The organism is Paenibacillus sonchi (assembly GCF_016772475.1).
GTDB classification, from domain to species: domain Bacteria; phylum Bacillota; class Bacilli; order Paenibacillales; family Paenibacillaceae; genus Paenibacillus_AQ; species Paenibacillus_AQ sonchi.
The window spans coordinates 5,724,838-5,737,430 of the sequence record NZ_CP068595.1; the positions used below are offsets into that span (position 1 = coordinate 5,724,838).

The 12,593-nt window shown below is 49.6% G+C and carries 14 protein-coding genes and 1 pseudogene; 5 read left to right on the forward strand and 10 right to left on the reverse strand.

Annotation, left to right across the window (positions count from 1 at the left end; all coding sequences use genetic code 11):
- Positions 1-50: 50 nt before the first annotated feature.
- Positions 51-575: a GNAT family N-acetyltransferase gene (locus tag JI735_RS25505; RefSeq protein ID WP_039836820.1), complete on the reverse strand. Its 525-nt coding sequence runs from the start codon at positions 573-575 to the stop codon at positions 51-53.
- 188 nt (positions 576-763) lie between these two features.
- A complete protein-coding gene (locus JI735_RS25510; RefSeq protein ID WP_039836818.1) occupies positions 764-1,117 on the reverse strand; it encodes a VOC family protein in 354 nt (117 codons plus the stop codon).
- 213 nt (positions 1,118-1,330) lie between these two features.
- On the opposite strand from JI735_RS25510, the gene JI735_RS25515 reads away from it, so the two are divergent.
- On the forward strand, positions 1,331-2,614 hold the full coding sequence (locus JI735_RS25515) for a TrkH family potassium uptake protein (RefSeq protein ID WP_051051987.1): 1,284 nt from the start codon (positions 1,331-1,333) through the stop codon (positions 2,612-2,614).
- 102 nt (positions 2,615-2,716) lie between these two features.
- On the opposite strand, the gene JI735_RS25520 is transcribed toward JI735_RS25515, so the two are convergent.
- On the reverse strand, positions 2,717-3,004 hold the full coding sequence (locus JI735_RS25520; RefSeq protein ID WP_039836816.1) for a hypothetical protein: 288 nt from the start codon (positions 3,002-3,004) through the stop codon (positions 2,717-2,719).
- A gap of 144 nt (positions 3,005-3,148) precedes the next feature.
- Between JI735_RS25520 and JI735_RS25525 the strand changes: the two genes are divergently transcribed.
- The 3 genes from JI735_RS25525 (at position 3,149) to JI735_RS25535 (ending at position 6,050) form a co-directional block, all read left to right on the forward strand.
- On the forward strand, positions 3,149-4,381 hold the full coding sequence (locus JI735_RS25525) for an aminopeptidase (RefSeq protein ID WP_039836815.1): 1,233 nt from the start codon (positions 3,149-3,151) through the stop codon (positions 4,379-4,381).
- A 36-nt stretch (positions 4,382-4,417) separates the two neighbouring features.
- The gene (locus JI735_RS25530) at positions 4,418-5,647 is read left to right on the forward strand and encodes an aminopeptidase (protein WP_039836814.1); all 1,230 of its coding nucleotides are present in this window, start codon (positions 4,418-4,420) and stop codon (positions 5,645-5,647) included.
- Positions 5,648-5,876: 229 nt separating this feature from the next.
- A complete protein-coding gene (locus tag JI735_RS25535) occupies positions 5,877-6,050 on the forward strand; it encodes a hypothetical protein (RefSeq protein ID WP_020431079.1) in 174 nt (57 codons plus the stop codon).
- 120 nt (positions 6,051-6,170) lie between these two features.
- Here JI735_RS25535 and JI735_RS25540 read toward each other — a convergent pair whose 3' ends face one another.
- Genes JI735_RS25540 through JI735_RS25550 form a run of 3 tightly spaced genes read right to left on the reverse strand, consistent with a single transcriptional unit; the run spans position 6,171 to position 8,205 of the window.
- Positions 6,171-6,860, reverse strand: a complete 690-nt coding sequence (locus JI735_RS25540) for an AlkZ-related protein (RefSeq protein WP_051051986.1) — start codon at positions 6,858-6,860, stop codon at positions 6,171-6,173.
- Between the two features lie 47 nt (positions 6,861-6,907).
- A complete protein-coding gene (locus tag JI735_RS25545) occupies positions 6,908-7,483 on the reverse strand; it encodes a TetR/AcrR family transcriptional regulator (RefSeq protein ID WP_039836813.1) in 576 nt (191 codons plus the stop codon).
- A gap of 2 nt (positions 7,484-7,485) precedes the next feature.
- On the reverse strand, positions 7,486-8,205 hold the full coding sequence (locus JI735_RS25550) for an MBL fold metallo-hydrolase (protein WP_039836812.1): 720 nt from the start codon (positions 8,203-8,205) through the stop codon (positions 7,486-7,488).
- Between the two features lie 230 nt (positions 8,206-8,435).
- Between JI735_RS25550 and JI735_RS25555 the strand changes: the two genes are divergently transcribed.
- Positions 8,436-9,449, forward strand: coding sequence for an alpha/beta fold hydrolase (locus JI735_RS25555; protein ID WP_051051984.1), 1,014 nt, complete (start codon positions 8,436-8,438; stop codon positions 9,447-9,449).
- Positions 9,450-9,660: 211 nt separating this feature from the next.
- Here the strand turns inward: JI735_RS25555 and JI735_RS36330 are convergent, their stop codons facing one another.
- From JI735_RS36330 to pstB, 4 genes and pseudogenes are all read right to left on the reverse strand, one after another.
- Positions 9,661-9,876: a hypothetical protein gene (locus tag JI735_RS36330; protein ID WP_233182827.1), complete on the reverse strand. Its 216-nt coding sequence runs from the start codon at positions 9,874-9,876 to the stop codon at positions 9,661-9,663.
- A 54-nt stretch (positions 9,877-9,930) separates the two neighbouring features.
- A pseudogene (locus tag JI735_RS25560) lies at positions 9,931-10,886 on the reverse strand (IS110 family RNA-guided transposase); the annotation flags it as partial.
- A gap of 108 nt (positions 10,887-10,994) precedes the next feature.
- Positions 10,995-11,192, reverse strand: a complete 198-nt coding sequence (locus JI735_RS25565) for a hypothetical protein (RefSeq protein ID WP_202676562.1) — start codon at positions 11,190-11,192, stop codon at positions 10,995-10,997.
- Positions 11,193-11,783: 591 nt separating this feature from the next.
- Positions 11,784-12,560 (reverse strand): phosphate ABC transporter ATP-binding protein PstB, encoded by a 777-nt coding sequence (gene pstB, locus JI735_RS25570; protein ID WP_020432278.1) that lies wholly within the window; start codon positions 12,558-12,560, stop codon positions 11,784-11,786.
- Positions 12,561-12,593 lie beyond the last annotated feature (33 nt).

Genomic DNA, 12,593 nt, shown 5'->3' on the forward strand with positions numbered 1-12,593 from the left:
ATATATAGAACAAAAGGCGCTCCGCATTTGGAGCGCCTTTTGTTTTTGAATTACATAACCTCAGGTTCGCCTGGGAAAATTCTGCTCATATAATACTCATCTACCCATTTGCCTTCGACCATCAATGATTTGATCTTGGTTCCTTCAATTTCAAAGCCGTTTTTGGTGTACAACGCCAAAGCACGGTCATTATGGACCATAACAGTAAGCTCCAGACGAATGATCCCCGTTTCTTTGGCCCATTTCTCCAATTCCTTGAACAAAGCGCTGCCAAGCCCCATTCCCTGGAATTCCTTTAGGATGCCGGTGACAATATACGCACTATGCCTGTTGCGCCTTGCACTTCCGCCCCTGACCGAGAGGAACCCGGCTAATCGGCCGCTGGCTGCGGCTCCGATCAGCATGGAATTTTCGGCACTCGCAAAGCTCCGGATCATTTCCTCTGCCTGCTTGATTCCTGTCTGGCGTTCACCCGACTCCAGCAACATAAACGCAGATTCTTCGTCCAGGCGGTACTGCAGACTGAGCAGGTCAGCAGCGTCCTCCGGCACCAGTTCCCTTATTGTTACTTTCATTGCTAATCCTCCTGCTTCATGTTACCTGTTCAATATGTCTAATGGAGGGGGCACCCTCCGGGACTACTTCTCATTGAATTTTGAATAAACCCCTCCCGTTATTATAATTAATGCAATTAATAATCTGCCATTATTAACGTTATTAATTATATAACATTGTTAATTCCATTAATTAATTTCCACATCGTCTAACACCGGCAGATCATCAATACATTCCCATCCGGGTCCTTGAAGTTGAACCAGTGGTCATGCTCAATATCGGTCAGCAGCTCCGCTCCGGATTCTTTGACAAAATCATAGGCGGCATCAATATCCTCAGTGTTCAGATGGAAAGACGGAACCTTCAGTACAGCCGCCGCTGTGAAAATTCTGCTGTCCAGCACAATGCCGGGTCCTTGCATCGGAATCACGTATAGATGTCCGAACAGCACCTCACCGTCAAGGGGAAGCCCCAGCAAACGGCAATACCAGTTTTTCGACCTTTCAATATCACTAACCGGAATAAAAACAGCGCCAATCTGATTCAGAATCGGACTTGTCACAGCCAGTATGCCTCCTCTATATATCTTGTAAATAATCGAGCCTCTTTACCATTTCGATAAAATATGTCAATTCCCTCCCTATTTATTGGACAGATCAAAAGATATGGTATAATCTTGTCAGATTATCTTCAGACGTCAGGAGAATGAGAATTGGCTATTGTACCCTTCGCGCATCAAAAACTGACACCACCCAAAATACTATCTTTGGGGTTCATGGTGCTGATTGCAGCCGGAACGATTCTTTTATGCCTTCCTGCTGCTTCCACCGGAGCGAGAATCTCTTTTATTGATGCTTTGTTCATGGCGACTTCAGCCACCTGTGTGACTGGGCTTGCAGTCATAGATACAGGAACTCAGCTTACTGTATTCGGACAGATCGTGCTGCTGGTATTGTTTCAATTCGGCGGTCTGGGTTTCGTTACAATGGCTACTTTGATTACACTTGTGCTCAATAAGCGGATCTCACTCAAGGAACGGCTGCTGCTGCAGGAATCCATGAACCAGAATTCGATGCAGGGTATTGTCCGGCTGATACAGCGGGTGCTTATTTATTCGCTGGTCATCCAGCTCAGCGGAGCCATCCTCCTTGCCGCCAGATTCACTTTGGATATGTCTTTCGGCAAAGCGGTGTATTACGGACTATTTCATAGCATTTCGATCTTCAACAATGCAGGTTTTGACCTTTTTGGAGATATACACGGTCCCTTCAGCGGCCTCACACGGTATGCCGAAGACCCGATTGTAAATATTACTTCCATGCTGCTGATTTTCCTTGGCGGAATCGGTTTTATTGTATTGTCGGATCTGATTGACTATCCCAAACGCAAACGCTTAACCCTGCATTCCAAAGTCGTGCTTTCAACATCTGCCGTTCTGATTCTGGGCGGGGCTGCGGTCTTTTTCTGGCTTGAACTGAATTCTACCCTGAAGCCGCTGCATGCCGGAGGCAAAGTCATGGCGTCTTTCCTGCAAGCGATCACCCCGCGCTCCGGCGGTGTTACAACCATTGAGATCCCGCTTCTGCGCGAATCAACCCAGTTCCTCATGATCCTGCTTATGTTCATCGGCGCTGCTCCCGGTTCAACCGGAGGGGGAATCAAGATCACCACTTTCGCCATCCTGGTCGTTACCGCCTACACCAAAATCCGGGGCAAGGAGGACATCGTCATGTTCCGCCACCGGATTTCCAAAGAAAATGTGTACCGGGCGATAACCCTGACCCTGCTCTCGCTGATGCTTGTGGTGTCCGCGACGATGCTGCTGTCGGTCACCGAAAGCGCCGATTTTCTCACCGTGCTCTTCGAAGCAGTCTCTGCCTTCGGCACCTCAGGCATCACAATGGGGTTGACACCTAATCTAACCACAATAGGCAAGGTACTTGTGATTATCCTGATGTTCGTCGGCCGTACCGGGCCGCTGACCCTGGCCTACGCGCTCAAGCCGAAGAACAGCAAAGAGCTTTACCGCTATCCTGAAGGCAACATTACTATAGGCTGATACAAGAGGAAAACGGCTTCACCCTACTCCTGTAACAAATATTCACAGCAAAAATGCGACCCTTTTCCGGCATCCCTGCCAAAAACGGTCGCATTTATCTTTCTACTCTTCCTCAACCTCTTCCGTAAGCTCTTGGGTATCCAATGCAGCATCCAGCAGCAGATTGTAGACATCGTCATCATTTTCCAGCAGCGAATCGGTTTCCAGGAACTGCTCCTCACTCCCCGGCTCGCCGGCAAAACTCAGGCTGTAATCCCATTCCGTACCGCGTTTGCTGAAAAATGTGATTTCATAGGGGGAGTTATGATTTTCAAGGGTAAAAACCGTTCTCCCGATAAAGCTTCTATCCTCTTCGCGTTTCATTTCTGCTTTTATAATTTCTACGTTCATGTTCTGTCCTTCCCTTCATCATATCCTGGCTATTTCTTAGTATATCATGAGATATGAGCATTTCCCTACCTGTAGGCAAGCCAATTGACTTTTTTCATCCGGCGGTTAATAATTTAATAAATCAATTGAAATGGAGGAATTCTAATGCCCCAACTGCAAGCACAGCTTAGTAAATATGCGGATTTGGCGGTTCAAATCGGAGTTAATGTTCAACCCGGACAGACCCTGATCGTGAGCGCGCCTATTTCCGCTGCAGAATTTGTGCGGCTCATTACCGCCAAGGCCTATGCCATCGGCGCGAGCCAGGTTAAGGTCAACTGGAGCGACGAATTCATTACCCGCCAGCAATTTGAGCATGCCGCGCCGGAAGTGTTCACGAAGCCGCCTACCTGGTTTGCGGGTGAAATAACCGAGTTCGCCGAGAATGGCGCAGCTTTCCTTCATGTTATCGCCGAGGACCCGGACGCGCTCAAAGGCATCGATCCCGAGCGGATAGCGAACTACCAGAAAACCCGCGGAGAAGCTTTGACCAAATTCCGTGAACTGGAAATGTCCGATAAAGTCAGCTGGAGCATTGTTGCCATTCCGTCGCAGGCTTGGGCAGATAAGGTATTCCCGGATGTTCCGGCAGATGAACGCATAGACAAGCTTTGGGAAGCGATTTTCCACACCGTACGCTTGGACCGCGAAGATCCTGTAGCCGCCTGGCAGGAACATTTGGATACCCTTGAACAAAAAGCCAATGTCCTGAACGCCAAGAAATATAAAAGCCTCCATTACATAGCACCCGGTACTGATCTTAGCATCGAGCTGCCTGAAGGACACTTGTGGGCGCAAGGCGACAGCATCAATGCCAAGGGCCATTCTTTTGTCGCCAATATGCCAACTGAAGAAGTGTTCACTGCCCCACTCAAAACCGGTGTCAACGGAACGGTCAGAGCCACGAAGCCGCTTAGCTACGGCGGGAACATTATTGACGGCTTCTCCATTACTTTTGAACAAGGCCGGATCGTTAGTGTAGCAGCCGAACAGGGCCAGGAGGCGCTGGAATATCTCATCGGGCTGGATGAAGGTGCAAAATATCTCGGCGAAGTGGCGCTTGTCCCGCATAAATCTCCAATTTCGGAATCCAATATCCTGTATTTCAATACTTTGTTTGATGAGAATGCCTCCAACCATCTGGCCATTGGCACAGCATATGCCTTCTGTCTTGAAGGCGGTAAAGAAATGAATAAGGAAGAACTGATTGCCCATGGCCTGAACACAAGCGTTACCCACGTCGATTTTATGATCGGCTCAGCGGAGATGGACATTTACGGTATCACCGCTGACGGCACCAGAGAGCCTGTATTCCTGAAGGGGAACTGGGCGTTCTAAAGCAGGCTGGACAGAGATATTAAGAGGAGTGGTACTATGCTGAGTTTTAAGCAAAAGCTGGAGAATTACGCACTGCTGACGGTCAAAATCGGAATTAATATTCAGCCTGGACAGACCCTTGTGGTCAACGCTGATATAGCTTCGGCAGAACTGGTGCGGCTGGTAGTACGCAAAGCCTATGAAGCCGGTGCAAAGCTGGTTAAGGTGAATTATACGGATGAACTTGTCACCCGCACACGTTACGAGCTGGCGCCGTCCGAAAGCTTCCTCGAACCGCCAAAATGGCAAGCCGACGAGCTGGAGGACCTGGCTAAAAACGGAGCAGCCTTCCTGTCGGTCATTTCGACTAATCCGGATCTGCTGAACGGGATCGATCCCGTACGTATTGCCGATAATCAGCGCACAGCCGGTCAAGCTATGATGCCATACCGGGAACTGCTGATGGGCAACCATGTCAGTTGGAGCCTGGTAGCCTACCCCTCGCCTGTGTGGGCGGCCAAGGTATTCCCGGACACTCCGCCAGAACAGCAGGTAGAACTGCTGTGGGATGCCATCTTCAAGGCTGTCAGAGCAGACCAGGAGAATCCGGTTGAAGCCTGGAGCCTCCACCTGGCCGGTCTGAAGCAGCGCTGTGATATTTTGAATGCGAAAAAATACCGCAAGCTCCACTATACCGCACCAGGCACTGATCTCATGCTTGAGCTGCCGGAAGGCCATATTTGGTGTCAAGCGGGGGCTGTGAACGGACGCGGAGTACCTTTTCTGGCTAATATCCCAACCGAAGAGGTCTTCACGGCACCGCTTAAGACAGGTGCAAACGGTACAGTGAGCAGCACGAAACCGCTAAGCTATAGCGGCAACATCATTGACCGTTTCACCCTTACCCTGGAGAATGGGAAAGTTACGGATTTCACTGCAGAAGTGGGCCAGGATGCGCTAGCATCTCTGCTGGCGATGGACGAAGGTTCTGCTTATTTTGGGGAAGTCGCCCTCGTTCCCTACCACTCTCCGATCTCGGAAAGCGGCATTCTGTACTTCACTACTCTTTATGATGAGAATGCTTCCTGTCACCTGGCTCTGGGAGCAGCTTACGCTTTCACTCTGGAGCAAGGTACGGCGATGACCAAAGAACAGCTTGCCGAGCACGGGATGAATCAAAGCCTGACCCACGTGGATTTCATGATGGGCTCCGCGGATATGAATATCGACGGGATTACGGATGAAGGCCTAGCCGAACCTATTTTCCGCAACGGAAACTGGGCTTAACTTTTACCATCTTGATAGCTTGACAAATTGCATTAATACACTAAACACCCTATAGATTCTCTTAAAAAAGAGCGTCTCAGGGTGTTTTTTTGGCTATATAGCTATAATTCTGTAAATTAATAGCCCAAATTTGAAGATTTGTTCATAATTAATTCACAATATTGTTGAATTTCATTCACAAATATGTCACAATACAGTTAAGGATTCTATTTACAAGGAGGTTATTCCGATGAAAGAATCATTCTCCCACGACCTGGACACAGTTAAACCGGATCGTAAAGAAACCGATGCCCCTACCGACTCCAGCATCGCCGCTTCCAATGCCATCAAGTATACGGCCTATATCATGCTGCTGTTCGGATTTCTGTATTTTCTGATTGCCTACCTGGCCCCCATGTTGTAAGAGGCTCATTCAATGATATATACTCTCGAAAGCGCTTACGGCTGACGCCTACTCTTACGGGTACGGTTCAGCCGTTTATTCGTTATTCCGTCTTATTGGGGATGGCAAAACCGGTGCAGCTTACCAGGATAAAACTTTGCCCAGCCAGCTTACAGACGCAGGATTCCATTTCCCTTCCATCCGGTTGCGCAGCCACGCCACGGCCTCATCTCTCGTTCCCTTAAATTCCGGAATATGATTCTCTGCCATCCAGTGGCCGGCGGTTTCAAATGAGGTGCTGTTCCAGCCGTTTTTCTCTCCCTCGGCATTATGGCGTTCCTTCACTCCTGAGATCACAATATCCAGAGTGCCTTGCAGTTCCGTTACCGCATTGTCAAAAGCAGTTTTCTTCTCCTTCGCCTTCATGTCAGCCAGCTTACGTAGTTCACGTGTCTCAATGCCTTGATTATCACGGATGATCTGAAGCAAGGTTAGTGCTTCTCTGCTGCAGAGTCCACTATCGTAGCGTTCCTCCAAGGATTGTGAACTGCCCGCAGCAGCCGCATAAGCCGGGAACCATTCTCTGGCGACCAGGACCGCTTTTTTGCGGATAAATTTCCCGTACGCAGCCAGACCTTCACCGGGAAACCGGGCACGCCAGGCCCAGGGGTCAAGCTCTGTATCGGTATGCCAGTTCTCGGCTTTGGTCAATCCGTTCACAGACGGATGCCCAGGTATCAGTGCAGCCAGCGGGACAATGCCCAATTGGTCAATCACCTCTTTCATTTCTTCATAAGTCGTTACCATCCCGTGCTCTTCCATGCTGCTCATCAACTTTCCCTCCTGCGGTTTATATTCTTGATCCTCTACTGCCCAGTTCAGGTGCTTGAACTCATGCTGCGGATGCCGGCAATGAAGGTGCTGATCAGCCAGTTCAAGCTGATATTCGTATCCAAAGGCATCCCGAACCCCCCCTTATTCTCCAAGGCAGCGAATCCGTGCAGCAAGCTGCGCAGACCCCGGACCGCATGCAATTCACCTTCTGCATCCAGCTCATAACACGACAACAGCCTAATAATTGAGGACAGCACCTGTTCGCTTGCCCTCACTAGCTCTGAATTGCCTTCCTCCGGTGCCCGCAGCGTAGTTTCATACAGCCCCGGATGTTTCCTGGCAAAATCCACATAGGCCTGTCCCATGGCATGTATTGCTGCATCTCCCTTCAGCCCCTCCGAGGCGGCGGCTATTGCTGCATTCAGCAGCTCAAGACCGTGTACGGCAAGCAACGAGCGCAGCCCCTGAAGACCATTAATGTGATTATATAACGACGGTGAGCGGACGCCTAGTCTGGCTGCGAGCGCAGCCAGGGTTACTTCTTCAATGCCTTGCTCATCGGCAATTTCTGCAGCTGCCAGCACTAATGTGTGTGTGTCCAACCCTGCTCGTGGCGACATTTTCAATTCCCCGCTTTCTTCTGAAGCTGTCCGGCTTGCTCTATCGCGTATTTCATGTGTTCAATTGGGGCATGCAGCAGATTGCCATGTCCCACAGCAAGCACCTTCGGTGACAGCTTGAGAAGCTTAACCGCACTTTCCAAGGCACTGGCCTTATTCCAGGTAGCCATAGCGGGGAAAGGAAAAAACGGCACTACAGTCCCCGCGACAGCTGTTCTACGGAAAGTCTGCAAAGCATCTCCGGCAATTAGCGCTCCTGTACGCTCATCCAGAAAAGACATCGAACCCGGTGTATGCCCTGGCGTAGCGATCGCTGTTAAGGAGCCTACCGTATCGCCTTCCTGCAGCAGGATATCCGGTACAGTGGTGATTTTGGTTGGCACACTGCCTTTAATGGGTGTCTGCGGCTCGCCCTCTCTCAGGGAAAGATCCCCTCGAAGCAATGCCGCATCCCGTTCCGAAATGTATACCTGGGCTGAAGGAAGCCGCTGCTTCAGTTCATCCAGCGCTCCGACATGATCACCATGGGCATGTGTCAGTATAATGCGGTTAATGGGCTTATTCAGCTTGGCCGCCGTATTCAGAATTCCTTGCACACTGAATGACATAGCCGCATCGATCAATGTCAGTCCGTCTTTTTCTTCAACGAGGTAACAATTTACGGGAAATAATCTTGGCATCCAGGTAAGCTGCAGCAAATGGCCTTCTTGTATCAATCTCATAGGGATCCCTCCAAAACTAATATCATTAGTTTTAATATAAACTAATCACATTAGTTTTTCAAGTATTCCCTATTCAACTTAAGATTTTTAAGGATTGTTATTCCCGCCTCGCGATAATAATCCATATATTGGATTCATTGTTATTTTAAGTACTACTCTTTCCAATCATAACGTGTTATCATACATTTTATATAATACACTTGTATTAAATAAAGGAGACATGCTGTATCATGAACCAAGTCAAATCTGAGAAAAAATCATCAAAACGAAAATGGAAAAAGCTGCTGCTAATTGTTTTGTCAGCCATAATCCTCCTTATTGGATCAGGATTTCTGTACGAAGCTATAGCCTCAAATGCCGCCAAAAAGCAATATCCACCGCCAGGAAAACTGGTAGATGCAGGGGGCTTCAAACTGCATATCCATAAACAGGGTGCCGGGAGTCCCACCATCATTCTCGAATCGGGAAGCGGTGAGACCAGCTTATCTTGGAGAGATATCCCTGATCAGCTGGCTAAGTCCGCTACTGTGGTCAGTTATGACCGGGCTGGTTATGCCTGGAGCGAGTCATCCCCTAGCGAACGCACCGGCGCTAATATCGTCCGTGAGCTGCATAACGCACTTATGAACGAAGGATTACCCGGCCCTTATCTGGTTGTAGGCCACTCCCTGGGCGGAATGTATGCCCGTCTCTTTACTCAGACTTACAGGGATGACGTCATGGGTCTAGTACTGGTTGATGCCAGACCGGAGAATGATGAACGGGAGACGGCAGCCATTCTGAAGGCAGAGAAATTCGCCGGGAATCCATCCGCTGCCATCCTCACCATTCTGAAGCGCTCTGGAGTTATGCGGTTGTTCCAGGACAGCCTGCTGGAAGGTATGGTAGCGAAGGAAGACCGGGGCAAATTCATTAACGTCATTTCTACACCAAGCTATTTTGCCGCCAAGGAGCAAGAAGGAAACTTGGCCAGCTCCACCGAGGATGCGATCCGCGGGCAAAACTTCGGCGCTCTTCCGGTACGCATCATTGCCCGGGGGCTTCCGCAGGACTATGCTTCATTCGGATTCTCCGAAGCGGGCGGCAAGCAGCTTGAAGCAATTTGGCAGGCCGGACAGCGCAGCATGCTGCAGCTCTCTACTGACAGTAAGCTCACTATTGCCGAAAAAAGCGGCCATATGATAATTCATGACCAGCCGGAGCTGGTGATCGAGACAATACTCAGCTTGTTGAAACAGAAATAATCAGTTGGCAACGGAGTTATAATCGCCACCCCCACCGCGCCCCTTCCGGGGCTCTTCCTGTGGGACCAGGATCCCTGCATATCCCCAAATCTCCATGATTACATCCCGTTCAAAATTTATACGAAAATAACTTTTCCGCTTCACAGCTCGAAAGTGAGTTTCGCTTTAAAGATTCCCTAAATCGGAACTTCATTTTTTTAAAAAGTGGTTATCATGTGGTAGGCGTCAGTTCCACTTGGTAGCCTAGCTTTTGAAGTTTTTTAATCAGGTAGTTTGCGGTCTGCTCTGGGGTGTTCAGATATTCCGTCCCGAGCTCTGTATAGGGGACTTTATCCCGAAGCATCACATACATGATTCGGATCATCGCATGGGCTAATGCGATGATGGCTTTCTGTTTTCCTGCCCGTTTCACGATCCGACTGTACATGGCGGAAAGCCGGTTATTCTTGGACTTACTCGCCGCCCAAGCACACTGGACGAGTACGGCTTTCAGACCTCGGTTCCCGCGTTTGTTCTTTTTACTTTTTTTTTACCGGCACTCTCATGGTTGGCTGGACACACCCCCACCCAAGAGGCCAGGTGGGCTTCGCTTGGAAAAGGAGACATGTCGGTACCCAGTTCCGCCACGATGCTCGCCGCCGCATCGGTGCTCACGCCTGGAACGGTATCCAGCAGTTCAATTTCCTTCATGTATGGCTGCACCAGTTCCTCAATTTCAGCTTCCAACGTCTGGATTTCACTCTCCAGATACTGCAAATGTTCCAAATGACGCCGGATCATCTTCCGGTGATGCAGGCGCAGTCGGCCGTTCAATGCCTCCACAAGGGAAGGCACCTTCATCTTCAGCCGGGTATGAACCAGCTTGCGGATCTCATGCACATCCAGCACTTCGCCATTCACCATCGAGTCCAGTAGCGCACGCCCGGAAACGCCAAAAAGATCGGAGACATACGTGGTCAGTTTAATGTTGGCATCTTGTAGAATTTTGTGAATCCGGTTCTTTTCTTGCGTCGCGTTTTGCTTAAGTTTGCGCAGATACCGGGTAAGGTCACGCAAATCGCGGATGGGCTCGTCCGGGACAAAGCTTCCCTCAATCAAGCCACAACGGTGGAGCTTGGCGATCCACTCGGCATCCTTGACGTCAGTCTTCTTCCCGGGCATATTGCGGATACGATGCGGGTTGGCCAGCGTGATCGTACAGGTGCTCTCCAGAATGTTCCATACGGGTTTCCAAAAGACCCCTGTACTTTCCATGGCAATCTCGGTACATCCCTGCTGCTCCAGCCACTCCTGTAATCTCAAAAGCTCACGGGTTGTGGTTCCAAACGTCTCGGTCACCGACCTGGGTCTCTTCTCCAGGGGGCCACTCAGCAGACAAACCACCACTGTCTCCTGATGAATATCCAACCCGGCACAACGTTCACGAATGGCATCCATATTCCCTACCTCCAAGCCAAAAGTATGCGTGGATCATGCAACCTAAAGAGATAAAATTTTATACACGTGCTCGTGGCAACACTCGGCGATCCTCGTCGTTGCAGTGGGTCAGATTAGGTTTCGGGATGTTTCACCAATATTGAATCGACCTCTGATCCACGGCACAATTTTACCAAATATACACTCTGACTTCACCTGATTTTCATGACCGACGGTGGCCGCCAGGCCATGGGTGATTAGGTTTACTTTTTCCACTTCACTCTCAGGATTTCTTGATTTTCGGAAAAATAAGTTCCCTTTTTCCAACTATCACCGCCTGACGAAGACGCCGGTAAGCGAATGCTGGCTGGAATTAGGATATCTAGACCGGCTACCCCCTCAGAACTCGGCCTTCACCGCCCCAACAACGGTATTTCTGCCGTTGCTCGTTACAAATTCGTCCAACCACCCTGACGGGAATAGCAACCCGAGGCTTATGGCCGCAGGGATTCCCAACTACTTCAAAATCAACGGGGGCATACTGAAGACGGATCATTGTATTATCCGCCAGCCGTCGCGGACAGGAGAGCCTTTATTTTGCCGATTCAGACGGTTCAGTAAGTTATACGGACTGAGATGCCTTTATTTGTCCCTTTCCCCTTTATTTCAGGCTACATCGAACGAAATAACGGCTCCTAAGTCCGTAACTGCTGAAAAAGTAAGGTTTTTGGCAAAATAAGGGCTCCTCGGTCCGCTTCAGTCCCCGGATGGAGCCCCATCCTTCTGCATCGCTTATATCCTGTGAGGCTTCCAATATATCCACATTTTTTTACACTGTATAATTTCCCATACAATATAAAAAACAGGTAAAGCTCCTTACCATGTAGGAGCTTTACCTGTTTCTGATAAATCCTGTAATCAGCCGAAGCGGCCCATAATATATTCTTGGGTCATTTGATTCTCGGGATTGCTGAATACCTTTTCTGTTTTGTCATACTCCACAAGTGAACCCAGATAGAAGTAAGCTGTAAAATCAGAGATCCGCGCGGCCTGCTGCATATTGTGCGTCACAATAACGATCCGCAGTTCCTCCTTCAGCTCCTTAATCAATTCTTCCACTTTGCCGGTAGATACCGGGTCGAGCGCAGAAGCGGGTTCGTCCAGCAGAAGAATCTGCGGATTAACCGACAAGGCACGGGCAATGCAGAGACGCTGCTGCTGCCCGCCGGACAAGGCGAGCGCCGAATCCTTCAGCCGGTCCTTAACTTCGTCCCACAGCGCGGCGCGGCGCAGACTGCTCTCCACGATTTCATCCAAAGCCGCTTTGCCTTTGATGCCGTGATATTTGGGACCAAACGCGATATTGTCGTAAATCGACTTATAAAACGGATTGGGCTTCTGCCAGACCATGCCGATTTTTTGACGAAGCTTGATGACATCCGTGCCGGGAGCATTGATGTCCACACCGTCGATCCAGATGCTTCCCTTCGTTGTCGATCCGGAGATTTCATCGTTCATCCGGTTCAACGAGCGGAGAAAGGTCGATTTGCCGCAGCCTGAAGGGCCGATCAGTGCTGTAACTGTATTCTGTGCAAAGGGAAGGCTAATCCCCTTAACTGCCTCATATGTCCCGTAAAATATGCTCAAATCCTCCGTTTGAAAGGATTCCCGCACCACCGGTTCCGCTATACCCATATTGTACTCCTCCTAATAGTCCATCGTATACTT

Bases quoted from the DNA above. Each gene is read 5' to 3' on its own strand.
- JI735_RS25505 (WP_039836820.1), bottom strand. From the start codon at position 575: ATGAAAGTAACAATAAGGGAACTGGTGCCGGAGGACGCTGCTGACCTG.
- JI735_RS25515 (WP_051051987.1), top strand. From the start codon at position 1,331: ATGGTGCTGATTGCAGCCGGAACGATTCTTTTATGCCTTCCTGCTGCT.
- JI735_RS25520 (WP_039836816.1), bottom strand. From the start codon at position 3,004: ATGAACGTAGAAATTATAAAAGCAGAAATGAAACGCGAAGAGGATAGA.
- JI735_RS25525 (WP_039836815.1), top strand. From the start codon at position 3,149: ATGCCCCAACTGCAAGCACAGCTTAGTAAATATGCGGATTTGGCGGTT.
- JI735_RS25530 (WP_039836814.1), top strand. From the start codon at position 4,418: ATGCTGAGTTTTAAGCAAAAGCTGGAGAATTACGCACTGCTGACGGTC.
- JI735_RS25535 (WP_020431079.1), top strand. From the start codon at position 5,877: ATGAAAGAATCATTCTCCCACGACCTGGACACAGTTAAACCGGATCGT.
- JI735_RS25540 (WP_051051986.1), bottom strand. From the start codon at position 6,860: ATGAGCAGCATGGAAGAGCACGGGATGGTAACGACTTATGAAGAAATG.
- JI735_RS25545 (WP_039836813.1), bottom strand. From the start codon at position 7,483: ATGTCGCCACGAGCAGGGTTGGACACACACACATTAGTGCTGGCAGCT.
- JI735_RS25550 (WP_039836812.1), bottom strand. From the start codon at position 8,205: ATGAGATTGATACAAGAAGGCCATTTGCTGCAGCTTACCTGGATGCCA.
- JI735_RS25555 (WP_051051984.1), top strand. From the start codon at position 8,436: ATGAACCAAGTCAAATCTGAGAAAAAATCATCAAAACGAAAATGGAAA.
- JI735_RS36330 (WP_233182827.1), bottom strand. From the start codon at position 9,876: ATGTACAGTCGGATCGTGAAACGGGCAGGAAAACAGAAAGCCATCATC.
- pstB (WP_020432278.1), bottom strand. From the start codon at position 12,560: ATGGGTATAGCGGAACCGGTGGTGCGGGAATCCTTTCAAACGGAGGAT.